The 25633-nt window shown below is 69.6% G+C and carries 25 protein-coding genes and 1 riboswitch; of the genes, 10 read left to right on the top strand and 15 right to left on the bottom strand.

Translation table 11 applies throughout. The annotated features are described in order from the left end of the window. Positions 1-55 precede the first annotated feature (55 nt). From OEIGOIKO_RS30865 to ctaE, 6 genes are all read right to left on the bottom strand, one after another. A complete protein-coding gene (locus OEIGOIKO_RS30865; protein ID WP_125056788.1) occupies positions 56-1462 on the bottom strand; it encodes an aminotransferase class V-fold PLP-dependent enzyme in 1407 nt (468 codons plus the stop codon). Between the two features lie 180 nt (positions 1463-1642). Next, a riboswitch (SAM riboswitch) is annotated at positions 1643-1760 on the bottom strand. An 84-nt stretch (positions 1761-1844) separates the two neighbouring features. Next, entirely contained in the window at positions 1845-2909 is a 1065-nt protein-coding gene (gene trpD / locus OEIGOIKO_RS30860) for an anthranilate phosphoribosyltransferase (protein WP_125056787.1), read from the bottom strand. A gap of 146 nt (positions 2910-3055) precedes the next feature. Continuing rightward, positions 3056-4693, bottom strand: coding sequence for a cytochrome bc1 complex cytochrome b subunit (gene qcrB, locus OEIGOIKO_RS30855; protein WP_031004092.1), 1638 nt, complete (start codon positions 4691-4693; stop codon positions 3056-3058). Then, positions 4690-5754, bottom strand: coding sequence for a cytochrome bc1 complex Rieske iron-sulfur subunit (gene qcrA, locus OEIGOIKO_RS30850; protein ID WP_031004094.1), 1065 nt, complete (start codon positions 5752-5754; stop codon positions 4690-4692). Before qcrA ends, qcrB begins: the two co-directional genes overlap by 4 nt. Then, on the bottom strand, positions 5751-6560 hold the full coding sequence (gene qcrC / locus OEIGOIKO_RS30845) for a cytochrome bc1 complex diheme cytochrome c subunit (protein WP_030020851.1): 810 nt from the start codon (positions 6558-6560) through the stop codon (positions 5751-5753). Before qcrC ends, qcrA begins: the two co-directional genes overlap by 4 nt. Before the next feature lie 79 nt (positions 6561-6639). Then, complete coding sequence (ctaE, locus tag OEIGOIKO_RS30840; RefSeq protein ID WP_031004096.1) at positions 6640-7260, bottom strand: aa3-type cytochrome oxidase subunit III; 621 nt, start codon at positions 7258-7260, stop codon at positions 6640-6642. 298 nt (positions 7261-7558) lie between these two features. Here ctaE and OEIGOIKO_RS30835 point away from each other — a divergent pair, with 298 nt between their 5' ends. Beyond that, complete coding sequence (locus OEIGOIKO_RS30835) at positions 7559-7960, top strand: hypothetical protein (RefSeq protein WP_031004098.1); 402 nt, start codon at positions 7559-7561, stop codon at positions 7958-7960. 31 nt (positions 7961-7991) lie between these two features. On the opposite strand, the gene OEIGOIKO_RS30830 is transcribed toward OEIGOIKO_RS30835, so the two are convergent. The 4 genes from OEIGOIKO_RS30830 to ctaC all read right to left on the bottom strand — a co-directional run bounded on the left by OEIGOIKO_RS30830 (position 7992) and on the right by ctaC (position 12461). Then, on the bottom strand, positions 7992-9266 hold the full coding sequence (locus OEIGOIKO_RS30830) for a L,D-transpeptidase (protein ID WP_125056786.1): 1275 nt from the start codon (positions 9264-9266) through the stop codon (positions 7992-7994). A gap of 110 nt (positions 9267-9376) precedes the next feature. After that, entirely contained in the window at positions 9377-9775 is a 399-nt protein-coding gene (locus OEIGOIKO_RS30825; RefSeq protein WP_030593216.1) for a cytochrome c oxidase subunit 4, read from the bottom strand. Beyond that, on the bottom strand, positions 9772-11502 hold the full coding sequence (ctaD, locus tag OEIGOIKO_RS30820) for an aa3-type cytochrome oxidase subunit I (RefSeq protein ID WP_125056785.1): 1731 nt from the start codon (positions 11500-11502) through the stop codon (positions 9772-9774). The genes OEIGOIKO_RS30825 and ctaD overlap by 4 nt, the downstream gene beginning before the upstream one ends. After that, entirely contained in the window at positions 11499-12461 is a 963-nt protein-coding gene (gene ctaC / locus OEIGOIKO_RS30815; protein WP_031004104.1) for an aa3-type cytochrome oxidase subunit II, read from the bottom strand. Before ctaC ends, ctaD begins: the two co-directional genes overlap by 4 nt. 279 nt (positions 12462-12740) lie before the next feature. Between ctaC and OEIGOIKO_RS30810 the strand changes: the two genes are divergently transcribed. Further along, positions 12741-14129: a cysteine desulfurase/sulfurtransferase TusA family protein gene (locus OEIGOIKO_RS30810; RefSeq protein WP_125056784.1), complete on the top strand. Its 1389-nt coding sequence runs from the start codon at positions 12741-12743 to the stop codon at positions 14127-14129. A 104-nt stretch (positions 14130-14233) separates the two neighbouring features. Here OEIGOIKO_RS30810 and OEIGOIKO_RS30805 read toward each other — a convergent pair whose 3' ends face one another. Then, positions 14234-15208, bottom strand: coding sequence for a carbohydrate kinase family protein (locus OEIGOIKO_RS30805; RefSeq protein ID WP_125056783.1), 975 nt, complete (start codon positions 15206-15208; stop codon positions 14234-14236). Positions 15209-15349: 141 nt separating this feature from the next. On the opposite strand from OEIGOIKO_RS30805, the gene OEIGOIKO_RS30800 reads away from it, so the two are divergent. Continuing rightward, on the top strand, positions 15350-15571 hold the full coding sequence (locus tag OEIGOIKO_RS30800) for a hypothetical protein (RefSeq protein WP_125056782.1): 222 nt from the start codon (positions 15350-15352) through the stop codon (positions 15569-15571). 122 nt (positions 15572-15693) lie between these two features. Then, positions 15694-17241, top strand: a complete 1548-nt coding sequence (locus OEIGOIKO_RS30795) for a hypothetical protein (RefSeq protein WP_125056781.1) — start codon at positions 15694-15696, stop codon at positions 17239-17241. Positions 17242-17328: 87 nt separating this feature from the next. Here OEIGOIKO_RS30795 and OEIGOIKO_RS30790 read toward each other — a convergent pair whose 3' ends face one another. After that, positions 17329-17682, bottom strand: a complete 354-nt coding sequence (locus tag OEIGOIKO_RS30790; RefSeq protein ID WP_030022062.1) for a HesB/IscA family protein — start codon at positions 17680-17682, stop codon at positions 17329-17331. A 293-nt stretch (positions 17683-17975) separates the two neighbouring features. On the opposite strand from OEIGOIKO_RS30790, the gene nadA reads away from it, so the two are divergent. Then, positions 17976-19175 (top strand): quinolinate synthase NadA, encoded by a 1200-nt coding sequence (nadA, locus tag OEIGOIKO_RS30785; RefSeq protein ID WP_125056780.1) that lies wholly within the window; start codon positions 17976-17978, stop codon positions 19173-19175. A 69-nt stretch (positions 19176-19244) separates the two neighbouring features. On the opposite strand, the gene OEIGOIKO_RS30780 is transcribed toward nadA, so the two are convergent. After that, a complete protein-coding gene (locus tag OEIGOIKO_RS30780) occupies positions 19245-19817 on the bottom strand; it encodes a Uma2 family endonuclease (RefSeq protein ID WP_125056779.1) in 573 nt (190 codons plus the stop codon). Positions 19818-19958: 141 nt separating this feature from the next. Here OEIGOIKO_RS30780 and OEIGOIKO_RS30775 point away from each other — a divergent pair, with 141 nt between their 5' ends. Then, the gene (locus OEIGOIKO_RS30775) at positions 19959-20120 is read left to right on the top strand and encodes a prevent-host-death family protein (protein ID WP_125056778.1); all 162 of its coding nucleotides are present in this window, start codon (positions 19959-19961) and stop codon (positions 20118-20120) included. 27 nt (positions 20121-20147) lie between these two features. Here the strand turns inward: OEIGOIKO_RS30775 and OEIGOIKO_RS30770 are convergent, their stop codons facing one another. Further along, entirely contained in the window at positions 20148-20483 is a 336-nt protein-coding gene (locus OEIGOIKO_RS30770; protein ID WP_246177642.1) for a hypothetical protein, read from the bottom strand. Positions 20484-20540: 57 nt separating this feature from the next. On the opposite strand from OEIGOIKO_RS30770, the gene OEIGOIKO_RS43610 reads away from it, so the two are divergent. The 4 genes from OEIGOIKO_RS43610 (at position 20541) to OEIGOIKO_RS30755 (ending at position 22180) form a co-directional block, all read left to right on the top strand. Further along, the gene (locus OEIGOIKO_RS43610) at positions 20541-20666 is read left to right on the top strand and encodes a hypothetical protein (protein WP_281288405.1); all 126 of its coding nucleotides are present in this window, start codon (positions 20541-20543) and stop codon (positions 20664-20666) included. Positions 20667-20866: 200 nt separating this feature from the next. Beyond that, on the top strand, positions 20867-21712 hold the full coding sequence (locus OEIGOIKO_RS30765; RefSeq protein ID WP_125056777.1) for a DUF5753 domain-containing protein: 846 nt from the start codon (positions 20867-20869) through the stop codon (positions 21710-21712). Continuing rightward, entirely contained in the window at positions 21691-21897 is a 207-nt protein-coding gene (locus OEIGOIKO_RS30760; protein WP_125056776.1) for a DUF397 domain-containing protein, read from the top strand. The genes OEIGOIKO_RS30765 and OEIGOIKO_RS30760 overlap by 22 nt, the downstream gene beginning before the upstream one ends. 4 nt (positions 21898-21901) lie before the next feature. After that, positions 21902-22180, top strand: coding sequence for a DUF397 domain-containing protein (locus OEIGOIKO_RS30755; protein ID WP_125056775.1), 279 nt, complete (start codon positions 21902-21904; stop codon positions 22178-22180). Positions 22181-22242: 62 nt separating this feature from the next. On the opposite strand, the gene OEIGOIKO_RS30750 is transcribed toward OEIGOIKO_RS30755, so the two are convergent. Beyond that, a complete protein-coding gene (locus OEIGOIKO_RS30750; protein ID WP_125056774.1) occupies positions 22243-25422 on the bottom strand; it encodes an efflux RND transporter permease subunit in 3180 nt (1059 codons plus the stop codon). Positions 25423-25633: the final 211 nt, after the last annotated feature.

Genomic DNA, 25633 nt, shown 5'->3' with positions numbered 1-25633 from the left:
GCACCCACGCCGCGGCGCCCGGACAGCGGAGCGCCGCGGCGGGGCGGTCTTCTGGTTACGCGGCCGCCGCGGTGTCCGGCACGCAGCGCCCGTCCTCGGTGCGGTAGCTCCACCGCGCGCCCTGCGTCACCAGTTCCTTGACGGCCGCCACGAAACGCTCCACGTGCTCGTCGGGCGTACCGGCCCCGAAGCTCACCCGGATGGCGTTCAGGCTCTGCTCCCCCGGTGCCCCTTCGGGCGCGCCGCATTCGCCCGGGGCCTGGGACTCGGCACCCAGCAGGGTCCGTACGAGGGGGTGCGCGCAGAACAGCCCGTCGCGCACGCCGATGCCGTACTCCGCGGAGAGCGCCGCCGCGAAGTGCGAGCTGTTCCAGCCCTCGACGACGAAGGACAGCACGCCCACCCGCGGGGCGTCGTCCCCGAACAGCGAGAGCACCGTGACCTCGGGCACCTCGGCGAGACCCGCCCGTACCCGCTCGACCAGCTGCTGCTCCCGGGCGACCAGGCCCTCGAAGCCTGCCTCGGTGAGCGCCTTGCAGGCGGCGGCGATGGCGTAGACGCCGATGACGTTGGGCGATCCGGCCTCGTGGCGGGCGGCGGTGGTGTGCCAGTCGACGTCCACCCCGCCGTCGGCGCGGCGCGCGACCGTGCGGCTGGCGCCGCCGCCCGCGAGGTACGGCTCGGCCGCCTGGAGCCAGTCCGCGCGCCCGGCCAGCACGCCGGCCCCGAAGGGCGCGTACAGCTTGTGGCCGGAGAAGGCGACCCAGTCCACGTCCAGCTCCGCGATGTCGACCGGGTGGTGCGGGGCGAGCTGGGCGGCGTCGAGCACGATGCGCGCGCCGTGCGCGTGCGCCGCGGCGGCCAGCTCCCGTACGGGCCACAGCTCACCGGTCACATTGGAAGCACCCGTCACGCAGACCAGCGCGTTCGCGTACGGCTCCCGCTCCGCCAGCGCCCGCTCCAGCGTCTCCACCGCCTGCCCCGGCGTACGCGGCGCGTCCAGGTACGTCACCTCGACGTCCGCACGCTGCTCCCAGGGCAGCAGCGAGGCGTGGTGCTCGGTCTCGAAGACGAACACCCGGGTGTCGGCCGGCAGCGCGGCGGCCAGCAGGTTCAGCGAGTCGGTGGTGGAGCGGGTGAAGACCACCTGGTCCCCCTCCCCGCACCCCAGGAACCGGGCAACCTCCGCCCGGCTGCTCTCGAACAGATCGGTGGAGAGCTGCGAGAGGTAACCCGCGCCACGGTGCACGCTGCCGTAGTACGGGGCGTACGCGGCCACGTCGTCCCAGACGCGCTGGAGCGCCGGGGCGCTGGCGGCGATGTCCAGCGCCGCGTACTCGACCTCGCCGCCGGTGACGAGCGGGACCAGCACGTCACGGCCCAGCACGGGCAGCGGGGCACAGACGGCGGCGTCGGCGGCGGAATCGGTGGTGGCAGAGGTGGCAGCGGCGGAAACAGGCATGGTGAACTCCCGTGCAGACAGGGCGACTTCGCTGCGGGGCCCACACGCCGAAGCGGGGCCGGACCGGCAGCGGTGAAAGAAGAAGGGGTGAGCAAAAACGGAAAACGGGGCCGAACGGCCCTAACGCATTCGCTGCGACACGGGAGATCTCCCTCAAGGACCAGGATCCCTGGCACGAGGGATCCGCGCTTGCCGCAGACCTCGCTGCCTGCGACCTGGTCATCACCCGGGGCACCCCGCCACGGACGGAGGGTTGCCGGACAGCGGGCCGGGGCCGTAGTCGCTGTCACTCGTGACCTGGGCAGAATCATGCCACACGATCGGGAACGCGCAAGGCCCGGTCCGTATCCCGGACCGGGCCCCGCGTCACACCACAGCCGCCTCAGGCGTTGCTGGCCGCCACCCACCGCTCCAGCGCCCGGCGGGCCGCCCCCGAGTCGACGGCTTCGGCGGCCCGCTCGATGCCCGCCGCGATCTGCTCGTCCAGCGGCGCCGCGGTCGGCTCCAGGGCCACCAGCGCCGCCGCCGAGTTGAGCAGCACCGCGTCCCGTACCGGGCCGGTCTCACCGCCCAGCAGGCGGCGCGCCACGTCCGCGTTGTACGAGGCGTCGGCGCCGCGCAGCGCCTCCACGGGCACCAGGCCGATACCCACGTCCCGCGGGTCGAAGGTCTCCTCGCGTACGCCGCCGTCCCGGACGACCCAGACCTTCGACGTGGCCGTGGTCGTCAGCTCGTCCAGTCCGTCGTCGCCCCGGAAGACCAGCGCGCTGGAGCCGCGTTCGGCCAGTACACCGGCCAGGATCGGCGCCATCCGCGCGTCGGCGACGCCGGTGGCCTGCGCCCGTACCTTCGCCGGGTTGGTCAGCGGGCCCAGCACGTTGAACGTCGTACGGATGCCCAGCTCGCGCCGGGCGGGCGCCACGTGCCGCAGCGACGGGTGGAACTTGACCGCGAAGCAGAAGGTGATCCCGGCCTCCTCGGCGACCTCGACGACCCGGCGCGGGGTCAGGTCCAGGTTGACGCCCAGCTTCTCCAGCACGTCGGAGGCGCCGCTGGCCGACGAGGCGGCGCGGTTGCCGTGCTTGACGACCTTCGCGCCGGTGCCGGCCACCACGATCGAGGACATCGTGGAGATGTTGACGGTCTTGGCGCCGTCGCCGCCGGTGCCGACGATGTCCACGCTCGGGCCCGGCACGTCGATGAGGTTGGCGTGCGCGTACATCGCCCGGACCAGACCGGTGATCTCGGCGACCGTCTCGCCCTTGGCGCGCAGTGCCACCGCGAAGCCCGCGATCTGCGCGTCGGTGGCCTCGCCGCGCATGATCCGGTCCATCGCCCACGCGGTGTCGTCGGCGCCCAGGTCACGGCCCTGGAGGAGCGCGTCCAGGACGCCCGGCCAGGTGCGGACCGCCACGCTGTCGCCGCCGTTCGGGGTCGCAACGTTCATGGTCCACACTCCTGGATTCGTGTCCTGCTGGTGCCGAAACCCTATCCGGCGCCCGGACATGCCGGAGGGCCCCGTCCATGGTCAGGAAGGGGCCCTCTGGGTGGCGTACTTACGCGGGGGTGCTGCCGTGGGTCACACGGCGGAGATCAGTGGTGGCCGTGGCCGCTGGTGATCTCCTTGTACTCCTCCGGGGTCGGCTTCGGGATGACGTTGTCCTCGCCGTAGTAGCCCTTCGAGAGCTTGGCGCGGAGCTTGGTCGTCCGCTTGACCTTCCGCTCGACACCGTTCTCGTCGACCTCCGGGCCGATCTCGAACGGCTTGGGCTGCTCGTGCTGGGTGAGGGTGTGCAGCTGCTCCTGGTTGAGCGGCTCGTGCACCTCGATGAACTCACCGTGCGGCAGCCGCTTGATGATGCCGGACTCGCGTCCGTGCAGCACCTTGTCGCGGTCGCGGCGCTGGAGGCCCAGGCAGATCCGCTTGGTGACGATGAAGGCCACCACCGGGCCGACGAAGAAGCCGATCCGGACGAACCAGGTCAGCGAGTTCAGCGACAGGTGGAAGTGGGTGGCCCACAGGTCGTTGCCGCCGCCGATCAGCATGATGAGGTAGGCGGTCAGCCAGGCCACACCGAAGCCGGTACGGGTCGGAGCGTTGCGCGGGCGGTCCAGGATGTGGTGCTCGCGCTTGTCGCCGGTGACCCAGGACTCGACGAACGGGTAGACCGCGATCGCCACCAGCACCAGCGGGAAGATGAGGATCGGGATCAGCACACCGAAGTTGATGGTGTGGCCCCAGATGTCCCACTCCCAGCCGGGCATCACACGGACCAGACCCTCGGCGAAGCCCATGTACCAGTCGGGCTGGGCGCCGGTGGACACCTGGTCGGGCCGGTACGGGCCGATGGCCCACACCGGGTTGATGCTGGCGACCGCCGCGATCACCGAGATCACGCCGAAGACCAGGAAGAAGAAGCCTCCGGCCTTGGCCATGTAGACCGGCAGCAGCGGCATGCCGACGACGTTCTTGTTGGTCTTGCCGGCACCCGGGAACTGCGTGTGCTTGTGGTAGAAGACCAGGATCAGGTGCGCCACCAGCAGACCCAGCATGATGCCGGGCAGCAGCAGGACGTGCACCGTGAAGAACCTCGGGATGATGTCGTGCCCCGGGAACTCCCCGCCGAAGATGAACATCTGCAGGTACGAGCCGACCAGCGGCATCGCCAGGATGACACCCTCGATGAACCGGACGCCGGTGCCGGAGAGCAGGTCGTCCGGCAGCGAGTAGCCGGTGAAGCCGGTGAACATGCCGAGCACCAGCAGCAGGAAGCCGAACAGCCAGTTGACCTCGCGCGGCTTGCGGAAGGCGCCGGTGAAGAACACCCGCATCATGTGCACCATCATGGCGCCCAGGAAGACCAGGGCCGCCCAGTGGTGGATCTGCCGGATGAGCAGACCGCCGCGCACGTCGAAGCTGATGTCCAGCGTCGACTCGAACGCCTGCGTCATCCGGATCCCGTGCATGGGCACGTACGAGCCGTGGTAGGTCACCTCGGCCATGCTCGGGTGGAAGAACAGCGTCAGGTAGACGCCGGTCAGGATGATGATGATGAAGCTGTAGAGGCAGATCTCACCGAGCATGAAGGACCAGTGGTCCGGGAAGATCTTGCGCATGTTGGCCTTGGCGAGGCTGTAGATGCCCAGCCGGCCGTCCGCCCAGTCGGCGATCCGCTCGCCCCGCGGCGCCTGGCCGCGGCGCGTGGTGGTCGCGCTCGTCTCGTTACTCATCCGCGCTCCCAGAAGCTCGGGCCGACGGGCTCCGCGAAGTCGCTGACGGCTTCGAGGAAGCCGTCCTTGACCGTGATGTGCAGCTGCGGCAGGGCGTGGCCGGCCGGGCCGAAGATGACCCGGCCGCCGTCGGCCAGGTCGAAGGTCGACTGGTGGCAGGGGCACAGCACGTGGTGCGTCTGCTGCTCGTAGAGGCTGATCGGGCAGCCCACGTGGGTGCAGATCTTCGAGTAGGCGACGATGCCCTCGTGCGACCAGTCCAGTTCCTGCTTGTCCTTGATGTTCTGCGGCTGGATCCGCACGAGCATCAGGGCGTCCTTGGCGATCTTCTGGTTGAACTCGTGGTCGTCCTCCTCCAGGCCCTCGGGCTTGGCGAAGGTGAGCGAGCCGACCGCGATGTCCTCGGGACGCAGCGGGAGGTTGGTCGACTGGTTGACGAGGCGGATGCCCTTCTTCCAGCCGGTCGTACGGAGCTTCTTCTCCGGCAGCGGACCGAGGTCGCGCAGCAGCACCACACCGGAGAGCGGCACCAGGGCCAGCGCGCCGAACATGGTGTTGCGGACCAGCTTGCGGCGGCCGATCGCGGATTCCTTCGCGCCTGCGCGGAAGTCCTCCATGACCTTGGCCTTGACCTCGGGGGCCGCCTCGATCGGGTGCCGGTCGTCGGCGACCTCCTCGTCCGACATCAGCGTGCGGGCCCAGTGGACCGCGCCGGCGCCGATGCAGAAGAGCGCCACACCGAGCGTCAGGCCGAGCCAGAAGTTCAGCGCGCTGACGTGGCCGAACGGCCAGATGTAGGTGATCTCGTCGACCGGGAAGATCACGTAGGCGGCGATGAAGCCGACCGTCGCGAGCATCGACAGGGTGAAGAGGAAGGCGACCGCGCGCTCGGAGCGCTTGGCGGCCCGCTCGTCGATGTCCTGGATGCGGGGCTCGTGGGGCGGCAGCCCCGGGTCGGCGAACGGGTTGTCCGCCGGCTCGACCGCGCCGCCGTGAGCCGTGTCCCGCTCACCGGGGAGGTTCTTTTCTGGCACGTCTTCGTGTCGTCCAGTCTCACTCATGACTTCTTGGCCTTCGTAGTCCGGGCTGCGACCCAGATGGCGACCGCGATCAGCGCGCCCAGGCCGGCGATCCAACCGAAGAGGCCCTCACTGACCGGGCCGAGACCGCCCAGGCCCAGACCACCGGGGCTGGGGGTGTCGTCGCTGTTGACGGCGCCGAGGTAGGACACGATGTCCTTCTTGTTCTGCGGGGACAGCGAACCGTCACCGAAGGAAGGCATGTTCTGCGGGCCGGTCTCCATGGCCTCGTAGATGTGCTTCGGGTCCACGCCTTCGAGCGTCGGTGCGAACTTGCCGTTGGTCAGGGCGCCGCCCTTACCGGTGAAGTTGTGGCACTGCGCGCAGTTCGTACGGAACAGCTCACCGCCCTTGGCGATGTCCGCGCCGTCCTTGCTGTACTGCTCCTTGCCCGGCACGCTGGGACCGGCACCCAGCGACGCGACGTACGCCGCGAGCTGGTCGATCTCGGCCTGGCTGTAGATATTCTTCTTCCGCGGCACCTGGGCGCCGGGCTGCTGCGCCGGCATCCGGCCGGTACCGACCTGGAAGTCGACGGCGGCGGCGCCCACGCCGACCAGGCTCGGGCCGTCGGAGGTGCCCTGACCGCCGGTGCCGTGGCAGCTGGCGCAGCCGACGGCGAAGAGCTTCTTGCCCTCCTTGATGGCAAGAGACTGGGCGGTGTCATCGGCCTGAGCCTTGTCCGCAGGCGCGAACGCGGCGTACAGCCCCCCAGTGACCGCCAGCGCGAAGAGTAGGACGACGAGCGCCGCCAGCGGATGGCGCCGTCGTGCGGAGAGCTTTTTCACGGATTACCCCGGTGTCAGGATCTTCTGCGTCGATGCTTTGGCTATGTCTGTCTGATGCGCGGTTCCGGTGCGTGACCGGTCAGCGGATCAGGTAGATCGTGGCGAAGAGGCCGATCCAGACGACATCGACGAAGTGCCAGTAGTAGGACACGACGATGGCCGCGGTGGCCTGTTCGTGGGTGAACCTCTTGGCCGCGTACGTCCTGCCCAGGACCAGCAGGAAGGCGATCAGGCCGCCTGTCACGTGCAGTCCGTGGAAGCCGGTGGTCAGGTAGAACACCGAGCCGTACGGGCCGGACGAGAGCGAGAGGCCCTCTTCCTTGACCAGATCGGTGTACTCGAAGACCTGACCGCCGATGAAGATCGCACCCATGATGAAGGTGACCACGAACCAGGTCCGGAGCTTCTTGACATCGCCGCGCTCGGCCGCGAACACGCCGAGCTGGCAGGTCAGGGAGCTGAGCACCAGGATCGTGGTGTTCGTCGCGGAGAACGGAAGATTCAGCGCATCGGCGGATTCCTTCCAATACTCGGTCCCGGTCACCGATCGAAGGGTGAAGTACATCGCGAAGAGGGCCGCGAAGAACATCAGCTCGGAACTCAGCCAGATGATGGTTCCGACGCTGGTGAGGTTCGGCCGATTGACCGACGGGTGCGCGTGCCCGGTTTCTACTGTCGTTGCTGTCGCCACGACCGACATTATGTCGGTCGCTTATCCCGCCCTCACTCCGGGGGGTGCCGTTCGGTGTGTCAAGGGCGTATGCCCTGCTCGTACGGCCCACACCGGCAGTCGCCCGAAGGGAGGACCCGGGGCCCGCCGTACGGCCCCGCGCCCCCGCTCCGACCAGTCCTGACGGGCCGTCGGTCAGATCTTGGATCGTGCCGAACCCTCCTGCGTGCCGCCGTACGAGCAGTAGCATCCGCGCTGGAGGCACTTCCCGGCGGCGTCCGGGTGAAGCCCCGCCCGAAGCCGTACCGCCGAGAAGCGTGGAGGAACGATGCAGGCGACTGCCACGGTGCTGGTCTACAGCGACAACGCCGACACCCGCGAACAGGTACGGCTCGCGACGGGCCGGCGGCCCGCCGCCGACGTGCCGCCGGTGGAGATCGTGGAGTGCGCGACCCTGCCCGCCGTCCTGGCGGCCCTGGAGCAGGGCGGCATCGACGCGTGCGTCCTGGACGGCGAGACGGCGCCCGCGGGCGGTATGGGCGTCTGCCGGCAGATCAAGGACGAGATCTTCCGCTGCCCGCCGGTGCTGCTGCTCATCGGCCGCCCGCAGGACGCCTGGCTGGCGACGTGGAGCCGCGCGGACGCCGCTGTGACGCATCCTGTGGACCCTGTGGAGTTCACGGACGCCCTGGCCGGGCTGCTGCGCCGCAGGCTGCTCACGGAGGCATGAGCGGCCTCCTGAGGGCTCTTCTGAGGGGCCTTCAGACCTGCGGGCGCAGCCGGGCGGCATTCTCGGGTCCCGGCCGCTGATCCTGCTCGCCTGTGGTGCTGGGCTTGTTCTTGTCCAGCGCGCTGCCCTCGCGCCACTGCTTCCACGGCATGTTCCAGTCGCCGAAGCCGTTGTCGAAGGGCGTCATGGTCTCGCCGCCGCTGTTGACGACCTTGACGAGGTCGCCGACCCGCACGGTGTCGAAGAACCACTTGGCGTTGCCGGTGGACATGCCGGTGCAGCCGTGGCTGACGTTGTCGGCGCCCTGCGACCCCACGGACCAGGGCGCCGCGTGCACGTACTCGCCGCTCCAGGTCACCCGGGTGGCCCAGTAGACCGGCAGGTCGTAGGAGTCCGAGCTGCCCGACGGGATGCCGATGCTCTCCCCCCGCATCCGGACGAAGCCCTCCTTGCCGAGGACGACCTTGGTGCCGTTGCGGGTGGAGTAGCCGGGCTTGCCGGTGGTGACGGGGATCGTATTGATCTCCTCGCCGTTGCGGGTGACCGTCATGGTGTGCGCCGCGGCGTCCGTGACGGCCTCCACCCGGTCCCCCGTGCGCAGCTTCACCGGCTTGGCGGCGCCCCCGTACAGCCCGCCGGTGATCTTCAGGCCCTCCAGGTTGCTGCGTACCTCGATGTCGGCGTGCGTGGGCCAGTACTCGCGCGGGCGGAAGTGCAGCGTCTTGCTGTCGACCCAGTGCCAGGAGCCCTCCACCCGCGGGGTGGAGCGGACCTTGAGGGCGCCTTCCACGATCGCTCTGGCCTTGGGGTCCTTGACGGGCTTGCTGAGCGCCGCGGTGACGGGCTGGCCGACCCCGTACGTGCCGTTCTCGGGCCCGAGCTTGACGTTCACCCGGTCGCCGGTGTCCTTGGTGTCGATCTGGAGGACCTTGCGGCCCGGCGCGCCGTCCTCGTCCTCGGTGCTCACCCGCACGGTGTAGCGGGTGCCGGCGGCCAGCGGGACGGTGGTGCGCCACTGCCTGCCGTCGGCCGCCAGTTCGCCCCTGATGTAGCGGCCGGAGGCGTCGGTGGCGGTCACGTCCGTGATCCGGGCCTCGTCACTGGTGGTGGAGACCTCCAGCGGCTTGTCCGGGTCCGCCTTGTGGCCGTCTCCGGGAGCGTTGGCCGAGATCTGCCCGGCGGCGTCGTACGGCGCGGCCGAGAGCGGGTCCGACGACGAACCGCCGCAGGCGGTGGCGCCTGCCGCCAGGGGCGCCAGCAGGATGGCGCAGCCGAGCGCCGTCCGGTGTCGTGGTCTGTGGCTCATGACCCCAAAGTAGGAAAATCCCCCGGCCGCGGCGCGCTGGAGGACTGCAAACGGGCGGGCCCGGACACCTGGAGAGGTGTCCGGGCCCGCCCGGTGCACGGGAGCCGCCGTTACTGCGTGCGGTTCTCGCCGCGGTAGTACTCGAAGACCCAGCCGAACAGGCCGATCAGGATGACCGGGGCCGAGAAGTACAGCAGCCACCAGCCGAAGACCACGCCCAGGAAGGCCAGCGCGCCGCCGACGCCCAGGGACAGCGGCTGCCAGCTGTGCGGGCTGAAGAAGCCCAGCTCGCCGGCGTCGTCGGAGACCTCGGCCTCGTCGTTGTCCTGCGCTCCGGCGTCCACCCGGCGCGCGGTGAACGCCAGGTAGTAGCCGATCATGATGCACAGACCGAAGGCGAGGAACAGCGCGGTGGTGCCCGCCGGCTCCTTCGACCAGACGCCATAGACGATCGCCATGGCGAGGACGAAGACGGAGAGCCAGATGAACATCTTGCCCTGGATCTTCACTTGCCGACCTCCTTGCCGCCGAAGAGCGCCGTGTCCTTCTGGCCCTCGTTCTCGATGGCCTCCATCGCGGCGATCTCAGGGTGGTGCAGGTCGAACGCCGGGGATTCCGAGCGGATGCGCGGCAGCGTGAGGAAGTTGTGCCGCGGCGGCGGGCAGGAGGTCGCCCACTCCAGCGAGCGGCCGTAACCCCACGGGTCGTCGACCTCGACCTTCTTGCCGTACTTGGCCGTCTTCCAGACGTTGTACATGAACGGCAGCATCGACAGGCCCAGCAGGAACGAGGCGATCGTGGAGATCGTGTTCAGCGTGGTGAAGCCGTCCGCGTTCAGGTAGTCCGCGTAACGCCGCGGCATGCCCTCGGCGCCCAGCCAGTGCTGGACCAGGAAGGTGCCGTGGAAGCCGACGAACAGCGTCCAGAACGTGATCTTGCCGAGGCGCTCGTCCAGCATCTTGCCGGTGAACTTCGGCCACCAGAAGTGGAAGCCGGCGAACATCGCGAAGACCACGGTGCCGAAGATGACGTAGTGGAAGTGCGCCACGACGAAGTACGAGTCCGAGACGTGGAAGTCCATCGGCGGCGACGCCAGGATGACGCCGGTCAGACCACCGAAGGTGAAGGTGATCAGGAAGCCGACGGCCCAGAGCATCGGTGTCTCGAAGGACAAGGAGCCCTTCCACATCGTGCCGATCCAGTTGAAGAACTTCACACCGGTCGGTACCGCGATGAGGAATGTCATGAACGAGAAGAACGGCAAGAGCACGCCGCCCGTCACGTACATGTGGTGCGCCCAGACGGTGACCGAAAGGCCCGCGATCGAGATCGTCGCCGCGATCAGACCGATGTAACCGAACATCGGCTTCCGGGAGAAGACCGGAATGACCTCGGAAATGATGCCGAAGAACGGCAGCGCGATGATGTACACCTCGGGGTGGCCGAAGAACCAGAAGAGGTGCTGCCACAGCAATGCGCCGCCATTGGCCGCATCGAATACATGCGCCCCGAATTTACGGTCCGCCTCCAGGGCGAACAGCGCGGCGGCCAGGACCGGGAAGGCCAGCAGGACCAGCACACCGGTCAGCAGGACGTTCCAGGTGAAGATCGGCATCCGGAACATCGTCATGCCGGGGGCGCGCATGCAGATGATCGTGGTGATGAAGTTGACCGAACCGAGGATCGTGCCGAAGCCGGAGAAGGCCAGACCCATGATCCACATGTCCGCGCCCACGCCCGGCGAACGCACCGCGTCCGACAGCGGCGAGTAGGCGAACCAGCCGAAGTCCGCCGCACCCTGCGGGGTGAGGAAGCCGGCCACCGCGATCAGCGAGCCGAAGAGGTAGAGCCAGTACGCGAACATGTTCAGCCGCGGGAACGCCACGTCGGGCGCGCCGATCTGCAGCGGCATGATCCAGTTCGCGAAACCGGAGAACAGCGGCGTCGCGAACATCAGCAGCATGATCGTGCCGTGCATCGTGAACGCCTGGTTGAACTGCTCGTTCGACATGATCTGCGTGCCGGGACGAGCGAGTTCGGCGCGCATCAGCAGCGCCATCAGGCCGCCGATGCAGAAGAACGCGAACGAGGTGACCAGGTAGAGCGTACCGATGGTCTTGTGGTCAGTGGTCGTCAGCCAGCTCACCACGACGGAGCCGGGAGACTTCTTTCGTGCGGGTGGTGCTGCCGGAGCCGTTGCGGCGGCGGCACCCTGAGGTTCGTTGAGGATGCTCACTTGTTGTTGGTCTCCGCGTTCCTGGCGTGATCCGTCTGCTTGATGCCCGACGGCAGGTAACCGGTCTGGCCCTTCTTCGCCAGGTCCTTCAGGTGCTCCCGGTACTTCTCGGGGGAGACGACCTTGACGTTGAAGAGCATCCGGGAGTGGTCGACGCCGCAGAGCTCGGCGCACTTGCCCATGAAGGTGCCCTCCTTGTTCGGAGTCACCTCGAAGACATTGGTGTGGCCGGGGATGACGTCCTGCTTCATCAGGAACGGCACCACCCAGAACGAGTGGATGACATCACGCGACGTCAGGACGAACTGAACGGTCTCGCCCTTGGGCAGCCACAGGGTCGGACCCGGGTTGCCGGTCTGCGGGTTCCGCGTGCCCGGAATGCCCTCGTCGTACACGCCGTCGGCGCCGGCGGGGACGTTCTTCTTCCACTTGTCCGGGATCGCGGAGAGTTCCTTGGAGTTGATGTTCGTGGTGTCGGGCTTGCCGTCCACGTTCTCCAGGTAGTTGAACGCCCAGCTCCACTGATAGCCCACCACGTTGATGACGTGGTCGGGCTTCTTGGAAGTCTTGAGGAGTTCGCTCTCATCGCGCGCGGTGAAGTAGAAGAGCACCGCGATGATGATGAACGGAACGATGGTGTACAACGCCTCGATGGGCATGTTGTACCGCGTCTGTGCGGGGACCTCCACCTTGGTCCGGCTGCGGCGGTGGAAGATCCAGCTCCAGATGATCAGGCCCCACACCAGCACGCCCACTGCGAGGGCGGCGGCCCAGGAGCCCTGCCAAAGGGAGAGGATCCGCGGCGCCTCTTCAGTAGCCGGATTGGGCATGCCGAGGTTGGGAAAGTCCTTGTATGTGCAACCGGTCGCGGTTGCCAGGACCAGTCCCGCAGCCAGCACCTGCGGCAGCTTCCGCCGCATCGGGCGCCGCGACGAGCGGTCGGAGCCGTTGGGACTCACGTAGCGCCTTCCCGAGAGTCTCGCCCGCGAGACCGGCTGCGGCCGTCTCGCTGGTCGGTCGCCGGCCCTGGCACGGGCAGGGGTTTGGATGTTTATGCGGACCAAACCCTACTGGACGCTATTTGGGGTCGCGCGGGGAGGGTGCCCAACGCGCCGCACCGCTCCCCGAAGGGGTGGCTGCGGCATCCGGGGGAAGCCCCCCGGGCCCCGGAATGCGGGGCTCCGGCGGCCATCTGACGCCACGCCCGGACACGCGTACGACGCGCTAGCGTCTGGGGCGTGTCCTACTTCGATGCCGCTTCGGCCGTTCCGCTGCACCCGGTCGCCCGGGAAGCCCTGCTCGCCTCCCTCGACGAAGGCTGGGCCGACCCGGCGCGCCCCTACCGGGAGGGCCGCCGCGCCCGGCTGCTGCTGGACGCCGCGCGGGAGGCCGCGGCGGAGGCCGTGGGCTGTCGCCCCGACGAGCTGGTTTTCACTCCATCGGGGACGCAGGCGGTGCATTCGGCCATGTCCGGCACGCTCGCCGCGCGTCGGCGTGTCGGCCGCCATCTGGTCCACTCCGCGGTGGAGCACTCCTCCGTCCTGCACGCCGCCGCGGCCCACGAGGCGGCGGGCGGCACGGTGACCGAGGTCGGCGTGGACCGTACGGGCCGGGTGGCCGCCGGGGACCTCGCCGCCGCGCTGCGCCCGGACACCGCGCTGGCGGCCCTCCAGTCCGCCAACCACGAGGTGGGCACCGAGCAGCCGGTGGAGGAGGCCGCCGCGGCCTGCCGGGAGGCGGACGTACCGCTGCTGGTGGACGCCGCCCAGTCGCTCCCCTGGGGGCCGGTCGGCGGCGCCTGGTCGCTGCTGACGGCCAGCGCGCACAAGTGGGGCGGCCCGCCGGGCGTGGGGCTGCTGGCCGTACGCAAGGGCACCCGGTTCGCGCCGCAGGGCCCGCAGGACGAGCGGGAGTCCGGCCGGGTGCCGGGCTTCGGGAACCTGCCCGCCGTGGTCGCGGCGGCGGCGTCGCTGCGCGCCGTACGGGCAGAGGCGGCGGCCGAGGCGGTACGGCTGCGGGAGCTGGTGGACCGTGTCCGGACGCGGGTGGCGGAGACGGTGCCGGACACCGAGGTCGTCGGCGACCCCGTGCGCCGCCTCCCCCACCTGGTCACCTTCTCGTGTCTCTATGTCGACGGGGAGACTTTGCTGCACGCGCTGGACCGGGCGGGCTTCTCCGTCTCGTCCGGCTCGTCCTGCACCTCCAGCACCCTGACGCCGAGCCATGTGCTGCGGGCGATGGGTGTGCTGTCGGAGGGCAACGTCCGGGTGTCGCTGCCGCCGGGCACCGCCGAGGCCGATGTCGACCGCTTCCTGGACATGCTCCCGGAGGCGGTCCGCTCCGTACGGGAACAGCTCGGCGCCCCGGCGGCCGCGCGGCCGGAAGCCACCCCCTCCCCCGCCGCGGAACACGTCGTGGACGCCCTCGGCAAGCGCTGCCCGGTGCCCGTCATCGAGCTGGCGAAGGTCATCGGCGACGTGCCGGTGGGCGCCACGCTGACCGTCCTGGCGGACGACGAGGCGGCGCGGCTGGACATTCCCGCGTGGTGCGGGATGCGGGGACAGGAGTACGTGGGCGAGCGGGCGGCCGGGCAGGGCACGGCGTACGTGGTGCGGCGCCTCGTGTGACCGGAGCCGGGCCGGAGCCGGGCCGGAACCGGGGCCTGGCCGGGGTGCGGAACGGGAGCGGGGTGGCGGGCCTGCGCGGCCCGCCACCCCGAACGGCGCCCCGGTCAGGCCAGGTGGCCCCGGATGTCGGCGGCCGCGTCGTGCCCGTACGCCTTGGTGAAGCGGTCCATGAAGTGGCTGCGGTGCAGCTCGTACTCCTGGGTGCCGACGGTCTCGATGACCAGCGTGGCCAGCATGCAGCCGACCTGTGCGGCCCGCTCCAGGCCGACGTTCCAGGAGAGACCGGACAGGAAGCCGGCGCGGAACGCGTCGCCCACGCCGGTCGGGTCGGCCTTGGCCTTCTCCTCGGCGGTGCCGACGACGATGTCCGGCTCGCCGGCCCGCTCGATGCGGACGCCGTCGGCGCCCAGCGTCGTCACCCGGGTGCCGACCTTGGCCAGGATCTCCTCGGCGGTCCAGCCCGTCTTGGACTCGATCAGGCGCGCCTCGTACTCGTTGTTGAACAGGTAGGCGGCGCCGTCCATGAGGGTGCGGATGCCGTCGCCGTCCATCCGGGCGATCTGCTGGGAGAAGTCGGCCGCGAAGGGGATGCCGCGGGTACGGCACTCCTCGGTGTGGCGGACCATGGCCTCCGGGTCGTCCGCGCCGATCAGGACCAGGTCGAGGCCGCCGACGCGCTCCGCGACGGCGTGCAGCTCGATCAGCCGCGCCTCGCTCATCGCGCCGGTGTAGAAGGAGCCGATCTGGTTGTGGTCGGCGTCGGTGGTGCACACGAAGCGGGCGGTGTGCTTGACCTCGGAGATGCGGACCGAGCGGGTGTCCACACCGTGCCGGTCGAGCCAGGCCCGGTACTCCTCGAAGTCGTTGCCGGCGGCGCCGACCAGGATCGGCGCGGTGCCGAGCTGGCCCATGCCGTAGCAGATGTTGGGGCCCACACCTCCGCGCCGGACGTCGAGTTCGTCGACCAGGAAGGAGAGGGAGATCGTGTGCAGCTGGTCGGCGACCAGCTGATCGGCGAAACGGCCGGGGAAGGTCATCAGGTGGTCGGTGGCGATGGAGCCGGTGACTGCGATACGCACGACGGGTCTGCTCCTGCGGGAGGCGGAAGGACGAGGCGGACGTTGGTCAACGGTACCGGCTGTCCTGATCTCGGCCCACCAGCAGAAACTACCCAATAGTAGGGCTTTCTTCGCGCGGCGCAGGATGCATACGGTGCGTGTATGACCAAGTATGTGAAGGGCGTCACACCACATTCGTCCACAGTTCGCCCCGCGCTCGAACCGGAGTCCATGGCTCAGCTTCTGGGCGACTGCGCGCGGATGGCACCGCACTGGCACAGCGGCCGCCAGGTACCGGCGCCGGCGGCCCGCGAGCTGCACGGGATCAGCGTCCCCGCCTCCTCCGCGGCCCTGGTCAAGGGCATGTCCGAGTACGGGGACTGAGCGCCCTCCCGGGCCCGGCCGCCGGGCCCGGGGAACCGCTGACGCGCCGGCTCCGTCCAACCCGCGTCCTCCCCACGGAGGAGGACGCGTCAGTTGTTCAGCGGAGCCGAAGGAGCGATGCGGTGAGCACCGAGGACACTCCCCCCGCGGCCGGCGGGGAGAATTCCAGCGACGACACCCCGGAGACGACCGCCCGGCGCCGGCGCAGCCCGCTGATCGCGGCCTCGGTGGCCGCGGCCGTGCTGCTGGCCGGCGGCGGCGCGGCCTACTGGGCCTCCTCCGCTTCCGGCGGCGGGGAGAGCGGCGCCGGTGCGCGCCCGGAAGGCGGCCCGCCGCCGCTCGCCCTGGACGGCCACGCGCAGGAGACGGGCTCGCACAACGGGATCGCGCCCGGCGAGCCCGACCCGCGGGGCGCGGGCTACCGGGCCGCGGCCAAGCTGCCCGAGGGGCCCGCCTCCGCCCCGGTCCACCAGCCGCGCGGCGAGGTCTCCCAGGAGGCCGTGGCCCGGCTGGCGAAGGCTCTGGACCTGCCCGGCAAGGTGCGTTCGGACGGCGACTCCTGGAAGGTGGGCGGCCTGACGCGGGACGCGCGCAGTCCCGTCCTGGAGGTGGCCAAGGGCGGTTCGGGCGCGTGGACGTACTCGCAGTACGGCACGCCCGGCGGCACCGGCTGCGCGGAGACCGCGCCGAAGGGCGGCGGCAGCGGCTCGCAGGCGAGCGGACCCGGCTGCCCCGGGGGCGACACCTCTGCCCAGAACGACAGCAGCACCAAGGACGCCGTCTCTCCGGAGAAGGCGAAGCAGGCGGCGCAGCCGGTGCTGGAGGCGCTCGGCCAGAACAACGCCGAACTGGACGCGAGCGGCCTGTCCGGCGCGGTACGGACGGTCAGCGCCAACCCGGTGATCGGCGGGCTGCCCACGTACGGCTGGCAGAGCGACATCCGGATCGGCTCGGACGGCCAGGTCGTCGGCGGCAGCGGGCAGTTGGCCCGGCCGGTCAAGGGTGACACGTACCCGGTGCAGAGCGCCGAGAAGACGCTGGAGCGGCTGAACGCCGCGCACCGCGGCGCGAACTCCGGCATCGGCGGGTGCGCGACGGCCGAGCCGCAGAAGAAGCAGGGCACCGACGCCACGAGCGTCGAGCCGTGCGCGGGCAACGCCGCAGCGCGCAAGCCCGTCGACGTGACCGGCGCGGTCTTCGGCCTCTCGGCCCAGTACGTCGACGGCCGACAGGCGCTGGTGCCCTCGTGGCTCTACAAGGTCCAGCGGACCGGCGGCGGCACGGTCACGCACCCCGCCGTCGACCCGAAGTACGTCAAGAACGGCGACGGCGGCGCCCCGTCCGGCCCCGCCCAGCCGCCCAGCAGCGGCAAACCGTCGGAGCCCTCGGGCAAGGCCGGGGCGATGGGCCTGGAGTCGTACGAGGTCAGCGCGGACGGCAAGTCGCTCAAGCTGCACTTCTGGGGCGGCGTGTGCAGCACGTACTCGGCGACCGCCGAGCAGACCGGCAAGAGCGTGAAGGCCGAGGTCATCGGCAAGGACAAGAAGCCGAACCAGATCTGCGTGAAGATGGCGAAGCAGTTCACGCAGACGGTGCCGCTGGAGAAGCCGCTGGCCGGGCGGGACGTGATCGACGCGTCGACGGGCAAGGAGGTGCCGGCGGCGAAGTAGCCGTACGCACGCCAGGCGCGGACACGACAACGGCGGCGCCCCCCGCGAAGGGGGCGCCGCCGTCGTACGTCCTACCGATCGCCTGGATCAGTTGAAGGAGTCACCACAGGCGCAGGAGCCCGTGGCGTTCGGGTTGTCGATCGTGAAGCCCTGCTTCTCGATGGTGTCGACGAAGTCGATGGAGGCGCCGCCCAGGTACGGGGCGCTCATCCGGTCGGTGACGACCTTGACGCCGTCGAAGTCCTTGACGACATCGCCGTCCAGCGACCGCTCGTCGAAGAAGAGCTGGTAGCGCAGTCCGGAGCAGCCGCCGGGCTGGACGGCCACCCGCAGCGCGAGGTCGTCGCGGCCTTCCTGTTCCAGCAGGGCCTTCACCTTCGACGCGGCCGCGTCGGACAGGATGATGCCGTCGCTGACGGTGGTCTCGTCCTGAACGCTCATCTAGATCTCTCCCGGGTTGGTACGGACCGCTTGCCCTCGGCTGCAACCGACGGGGCCCGGAATTCATTCCGGCTGGCGCGACGTGTTCTCTTTCTTTCGTCTTTCATGCTCGCACACTGCGCAACCGTCGCGGGCGGCCCGTGCACGGGGATGCGTCACACCGACACGATGCCCATCGTCAAAGTGACGTGAAGCAGTTATGATAGATAACGTCAAATAGACGAAAAGGGTTCCGGTGCCAGCGCCGGCCCTCGGCGCGGCCCCCGTCGGCCGTGCTCAGACGAAAAGAGAGGGTGCGTGTCGTGACCACCGCCCAGCCCCTGGACGTCCAGCCGACCCCGCTCGCGCTGCTCCTCCTCGGCCGCGAGGCCGACCCCAAGAGCGAGCGCGGCGTGGACTGCCCCGGCGACCTGCCGGCCCCGTCCGACCCCGGTCTCGTCGAGCGGGCCCGGGCCGCCAAGGCGAAGCTCGGTGACAAGGTCTTCGTTCTCGGGCACCACTACCAGCGCGACGAGGTCATCGAGTTCGCCGACGTGACCGGCGACTCCTTCAAGCTGGCCCGCGACGCGGCCGCCCGCCCCGACGCCGAATACATCGTCTTCTGCGGCGTCCACTTCATGGCCGAGTCCGCCGACATCCTCACCTCCGACGCCCAGCAGGTCGTCCTGCCCGACCTGGCCGCCGGCTGCTCCATGGCCGACATGGCGACGGCCGAGCAGGTCGCGGAGTGCTGGGACGTGCTCACCGAGGCCGGCGTGGCCGAGCAGGTCGTCCCCGTCTCATACATGAACTCCTCCGCCGACATCAAGGCCTTCACCGGCAAGCACGGCGGCACGATCTGCACCTCCTCCAACGCCAAGCGCGCGCTGGACTGGGCCTTCGAACAGGGGGACCCCTCAACAGGCAAGGTCCTGTTCCTGCCCGACCAGCACCTGGGCCGCAACACCGCCGTCCGCGACATGGGCATGTCCCTGGACGACTGCGTCGTCTACAACCCCCACAAGCCGAACGGCGGCCTCACCGCCGACCAGCTCCGCGCGGCCAAGATGATCCTCTGGCGGGGCCACTGCTCCGTACACGGCCGCTTCTCGCTCGAATCCGTCGAGGACGTACGGGCCCGGATACCCGGCGTGAACGTCCTGGTCCACCCCGAGTGCAAGCACGAGGTCGTCGCCGCCGCCGACTACGTGGGCTCCACCGAATACATCATCAAGGCCCTGGAGGCCGCCCCGCCCGGCTCCAAGTGGGCCATCGGCACCGAACTCAACCTCGTCCGCCGCCTGGCCAACCGCTTCGCCGCCGAGGACAAGGAGATCGTCTTCCTCGACAAGACGGTCTGCTTCTGCTCCACCATGAACCGCATCGACCTCCCCCACCTGGTCTGGGCCCTGGAATCCCTGGCCGAGGGCAAGGTCGTCAACCGCATCCAGGTGGACCCGGAGACCGAGAGCTTCGCGAAGCTGGCACTGGAGCGGATGCTGGCGCTGCCGTAGCGCGCGGGGCACGCCTTGGGCGCGCAGCCTCACGGCGACGTGGGGCTGCGCGCCGCACGGCACCCGGGGTCAGGGCACGAGGCTGTCGAGGTCGATGTCCACGGGGAACGGGACGGAGACCTTCAGGCGGCCTCGGTGGATGCCGGTGGCCACATAGGCGCCGGTCATGCCGTCGAGTTCGTAGGTGTGGACAGCGGGGACGCCGCCCTCGTCCTCGATGCGCCAGAAGTGGGGGATCTTCGCTTGGCCGTACTTGAAGGGCTTCAGGGACCTGTCACGGTCCGCGGATTCCTCCGAGACGGCTTCGATGACCAGGGCAACGTCTTCGGGCGCATACCAGGTCCGGTCGGGATCGTACGCGGCGGTGGCGACCAGGACGTCCGGCTCGGGGCGGCTCTTCTTGTCGAGCCGGACGGTCATCTCCCGCTCAGCCTCGAACCCGGCAGGGGCGGATTGCCGCAGCGCGAACGTCAGGTTCTCCACAAGCCGGGAGTGCCAGGACCGCTGCGGCGACATCATGAAGATCAGGGCTCCGTCGATGAGTTCGGTGTGCCGCGGCGCCTGGGGAAGGTGGTCGAGGTCGTCGGCTTCCCAGCCACTGGGCCTGGGCGGGATCATCCAGTCGGGGAGTTCGGCGGTCACGGCTTCCTCCAGGCGCCTCGGAAACGGCGGTCAGGGGCCTTGATCCCGGATCGCGGACGCGGTCGGACGGCTGCTGCCAGCGTAGTTGATGTGGCTCGTCCGCATCCCCCGCCGAGAGGCGCGAAGAGTACGGTTCAGCACATGAGTGCCACGCTGCCGATCACCGAAGCCCGCGCCCAGGAGCTCGCCGACCTGGAGGACGCCCGGGCGCTGGCGCAATACCGTGCGCGACAGGAATCCGGCGAGACCGCGGGGGTCCCGCACGCCGAGGTGCGCGCACGGCTTGGGCTGGAGCGCGGTTGACGGGCCCGCGGCCGCTCCGGCCCCGGCTCAGAGATAGATCTGCCGTCGGCACCCACCGCAGTACGTCTTGCCCTCGCACCTCTCGGTCACCCCGTGCTCACAGGGCTGCGCCTCTGCCTGCACCAACCGAGCGCCCCGGCTGACCGCGACGCGCAGTACGTCGCGCAGCGCGCCGAGCAGTCTCCGGGGCCCGGCGTCGGCCGCCACCAGCTCCTCCGCCGCCTTCAGTACCTCCTCCTCCGCCTCGTCGGCGAGCAAGGACAGCAGGCTTTCCGCATCGTCCGTACTGAGGTAGCACGCCTTGCCCTCAGGCGTGGTCCACGGCAGCAGCCGCAGCGACGCACCGCACCGCTCCCCCGTCATCGCGCTGCCACCTCGACACCGCGGCACGTCCGCCACGTACGGAACTCCTCCGGCGACATGGCGTACGGCCGCACCAGCGCGCTCGCCTCCCCGCACAACGGGATCTCGGGCCGCCGACGCGGCGCCCTGACGGCGGGTACGTACCGCCCGGCCGGGGCGGCCGGGGGCCCGGACGCGCGGTGACGGCCGCCTGCGGGCAGCAATCCACCCATCACCGCCTTGGCAGACCGCACGATGCGACGCAACATGAATTCTCGCCTTCTTCGAAACCCGTGACCACCCGGCGACTACCGTGTGCATCACCATCGTCACCGTGTGACGTGGGTCTCAACAGGGGCGTCCCGTCCCAGCGTTGGGAATGGGACGGCAGAGAGGCAGCGCCCGTGAAGTTCACGCCGCAGAACCTGACCCCGTACGTATCCGCCCGCCACTACTTCGGCTCCGAACAACGCCGCCACCGCGAGGCCGCGAAGCTGTCGCTGGTGCAGTTGGCGAGCGTGGTCAACTCCAGCAAGAGCGCGTTGGCGCGCATTGAAACGGCGGAGTTGATGCCGCCTCCTGACCTGCCACCCAGGCTGGACGCGGCCTTCGGAACGGACAAGCACTTCCACGGGCTGTACCAGCTCGCGAAGCGGGAGGCGCATCCGGATCAGTACCGGCGATACATGGAGCTTGAGGCGCGAGCCGAGGTGATCGAGCAGTACGGAGCGCAGATGCTCCCGGGATTGCTACAGACCGAGGCTTACGCCCGCACGGCACTCGGCGTGCAGGAGGACCTGAGTAGGGAACAAGTGGAGGATCTCGTCAACGCTCGCATGTCCCGGCAATGGCGGCAGCATTCGGACCCGCCGCGACATCGTTGGGCGATTCTCGACGAGAGCCTGCTCCGTAGGCAGATGGGTCCCGACGAGTGCATGCACGAACAGCTGGCTTCGCTGCTCAGGCAGGTAGATACTCCGGAGAGTAAGGTCCAGGTGATGCCCTTCAGCGCGGGATACCACTCGCTGTTGGGCGGTGCACTGACCTTGCTGTCACTCCCCGACGGATCGTCAGTGGCCTACGAAGAGGGCATCGAGGCCGGTCACCTCTACGAGGACCCGGACATGGTGAAGAAGCGGCGACGGCAGTACGAAACGCTGCGCGCGAACTCCCTTTCACTGCCGGCGTCGGCGGACCTGATCCGAAAGGCTATGGAGGATTGCAGGCCATGCGAAGCACCCCGGACCTGAGTACAACCCGCTGGCGCAAAAGCAGCTACAGCAACACCAACGGCGGCGAATGCGTCGAGATCGCCGAAGACCTCCCCGGCATCATCCCCGTACGCGACAGCAAAACCCCCCACGGCCCCATACTCACCTTCCCCACCGCTTCCTGGACCACGTTCATTACCGCCCTCAAGACAGCAGAGAGGTAGGTCCATGCACCATCGCCCGGACACCAGCACTGCTCGCTGGCGCAAGAGCAGCTACAGCAACGCCGGCGGGGGTAACTGCGTCGAGGTCGCCGAAGACTTCCCCGGCGCAGCCTGCTGGCGTAAGAGCAGCTACAGCAACGCCAATGGGGGCAACTGCGTCGAGATCGCCGAAGACCTCCCCGGCATCATCCCCGTACGCGACTCCAAAACCCCCCACGGCCCCATACTCACCTTCCCAACCCCCGCCTGGACCGCCTTCATCGCATCACTCAAGACGGCCTGAAGCGCAGCTCAGCCCGTCCCAGAGACCTCCTGGGACGGGCTGAGTCAGGTGCGCCGGAGGCGTCAGACGCCCGCCGGCTCCGTCGTACGGGGCTCGCTCTCGTCGGCTGCTCCGGCCCTACGGGCCGATCGCTTCGCCGCCCGCCGCTCCTTCCGCAGCTCGATCATCGCGTACAGCGTCGGGACGAGCAGCAGCGTCAGCAGCGTCGACGTGATCAGGCCGCCGATCACGACCACCGCCAGCGGCTGCGAGATGAAGCCGCCGTCGCCCGTGATGGACAGGGCCATCGGGAGCAGGGCCATGATCGTGGCGAGGGCCGTCATCAGGATCGGACGCAGGCGGTGGCGGCCGCCCTCGATGACGGCTTCGACCACGCCGTAACCCTGCGACCGGTACTGGTTGATCAGGTCGATCAGCACGATCGCGTTGGTGACGACGATGCCGATGAGCATCAGCATGCCGATCATCGCCGGGACGCCCATCGGGGTGCCCGTCGCGACCAGCAGGCCGATCGCGCCGGTCGCCGCGAAGGGGATCGAGATGAGCAGGATCAGCGGCTGGATCAGGGACCGGAAGGTGCCCACCAGCAGCATGAAGACGATCGCGATGGCGGCGAGCATGGCCAGGCCGAGCGAGGAGAACGCGTCGGACTGGTCGGCGGAGACGCCGCCGATCTCGGCGGTGGCGCCCTCCGGCAACTTCAGGGCCTTGATCTTGGTCTGGAGCTGGGCGGTGACCGCGCCGGTGTTGTCGCCGGTCGGCTTGGCGGTGACGGTGGCGGACCGGGCGCCGTCGATGCGGGTGCTCTGGACGGGGCCCGCGACCGTACGGATCGTGGCGAGGTCGCCGAGCTTGGCCGGGCCGGCCGGGGTCGGGACGGGGAGGGCGCGCAGGGCCGCCTCGGAGGTGACCGGGTGGGCGGACTTGACCACCACGTCCCGCTCGATGTCGCCGATCATCGCCTTGCCGCTGGTGGTGCCGCGTACCGCCTGGGCGACGACCTGGCCGAGGGCGGCCTGGCTGTAACCGGCGGCCGCCGCCTTCTCGTTGGCCTCGACGGAGATGCGGGGCACGCTCTGCGCGAGGTCGCTCTGCACGTCGGTGACGTGGTCGAGGCCGGCGACGGTGGCCCGTACCTGTTCCGAGGCCTTCTTCAGGACGTCCGCGTCGGCGGCCTTGACGACGACGCTCAAGTCCTGGTTGCCGAAGCCGCCGCCTCCGGCGGAGACGGTGGTCTCGCCGATGTCCTTGCCGAGCTTGTCGAGTTCGGCGCGGAGCTTGTCGGTGACCTTTCCGGAGTCCGCCGCGTCCTTCAGCTTCACCTGGTACGAGGCCTGGTTGGCGCCGCTGCCGCCCCCGAAGGCGGCCATGAAGCCGGAGGAGCCGACGGTGACCTGGTAGTCCTGGATGTCGTCGAGGCCGCCGAGGATCTTCTCGACGCGCTTCGCCTGGGCGTCGGCCGCCGAGAGGCTGGTACCGGGCTTCAGTTCCTGCTTGACGCTGAGGGTGTCCTGGTCGCCCTGGTCGAAGAAGTTGGTCTTGAGGAGGGGGGCCATGCCGAAGGTGCCCAGGAGGACGACGACGGCGATGACGACGCTGGTGACGCGGCGGCGCGTCGCGAAGCGCAGCACGGGGACGTACAGGCGCTGGAGCGGACTGCCGCTCTCCTTGGCCTCGGCGGCCCGGCGCAGCTCCTCGGGGTCGGTGCCCTCGGGTATCTCCGGGGCGCGCAGGAACCAGTACGAGAGGACCGGGACGACGGTCAGGGAGACCAGGAGGGAGGCGAGGAGGGCGACCGTCACGGTGATGGAGAAGGACCCGAACAGGGCGCCGACCATGCCGCCGACCACGCCGATGGGCAGGAAGACCGCCACCGTGGTCAGCGTGGATGAGGTGATCGCGCCGGAGACCTCGCGGACGGCGCTCAGGATCGCCGCGCGGCGCTCCTCGCCGTAGCCGAGGTGGCGTTTGATGTTCTCCAGGACGACGATCGAGTCGTCCACGACGCGTCCGATGGCGATGGTCAGCGCGCCGAGGGTGAGCATGTTCAGCGACAGGTCGCCGGTCCACAGCACGATCAGCGTGATGACGACGGACAGCGGGATGGAGACCGCGGTGACCAGCGTCGAGCGCAGGCTGAGCAGGAAGACCAGGATCACGATCACGGCCATGACCAGGCCGAGCAGTCCTTCGGTGGTCAGCGACTCGATGGACTTGGAGACCGCCGGGCCCTGGTCGGAGACGACCGTGACCTCGGTGCCCTTGCCGAGCGCCGTACGGATCTCCGGCAGCTTGTCCTGGACGGCCTCGGAGATGTCGACGGCGCTGCCGTCCTGGCCCATGGTCACCATAACGGCGAGGCTGGGCTTGCCGTTGGTGCGGGTGAGGGAGGTGGGGGTGGACGCCTCTTCCTTGACGGTGGCGACGTCTCCCAGGCGTACCGGCTTGCCCGACGCGGCACCCCCGGAGCCGCCCGCGCCACCGGACCCGCCGGGGCCCGCCGCCGGGGTCAGGGGCAGGTCGCGGATCTGCTGCACGGAGGTGAAGCCGGAGCCGACCTGGACGGTGTTGCTGCGGCCCTGCTCGGCGAACGAACCGGCGGGCACGGACGCGCCGCCCGCCTCCAGGGCCTGGCCCAGCGCCGCGGCCGTCGTCCCGGCCTGCGCGAGCTTCGCGTCGTCGGGGGTGACGGCGACGACACGGTCCCGGACGCCGTCCACGGTGACCTGGCCGACGCCGTCGATGTTCTTCAGGCCGGGCACCACGCCGCGGTCGAGCCGGTCGGCCAGCGCCTGGTCGTCCTTGCCGCCGGACACGGCGAGCACGACGGCCGGAATGTCGTCCGTCGAACCGGCCACGACCTGCGGGTCCACGTCCTTCGGCAGCTTGGCCCGGGACCGGTTGACGGCCTGCTGCACGTCGGCGACCAGCCGCTTGGAGTCGTTGCCGTAGTCGAACTGGGCCATGATGACGGCGGAGCCCTCGCTCGCCGTCGAGGTGACGCCCTTGATGCCGTCGACCGCCTGGATTCCGTCCTCCAGGGGCTCGATCACCTGCTTCTCGACGACGTCGGGCGAGGCGCCCTGGTAGGGCGCCAGCACGGACACCATGGGGAGTTCGATGGTGGGCAGGAGCTGCTGTTTGAGCTGGGGGATCGCGATGGCGCCGAAGGCGATCGCGACGATCGACATCAGCGCTACCAGGCCCCGTTGTACGAGGCTGAGTCGGGACAGCCAGGACATGGGTGGGGGTCTCTCTTCTGTTCTGTACGGCATGCGGGACGACGACGGTTCGGGACGACTCTGTACGGCGGTGCGTACGGCGTCGTGTACGGCGTTCCTCGGGCGGGCGTCATGAGCCCGACTAAACGATCCGCCAAGCCTCACCGGCTTTTCCTCGCTCGCAAGTCGGTTTCCGCCCCACCCGCCGTACAGCGTCCGGAGTACGGCGGTC

Origin of the sequence: Streptomyces paromomycinus, assembly GCF_003865155.1 — a bacterium.
GTDB classification, from domain to species: domain Bacteria; phylum Actinomycetota; class Actinomycetes; order Streptomycetales; family Streptomycetaceae; genus Streptomyces; species Streptomyces chrestomyceticus.
The sequence above is the reverse complement of the archived record's forward strand: the minus strand, read 5'-3'. Positions and strand labels throughout refer to the sequence as shown.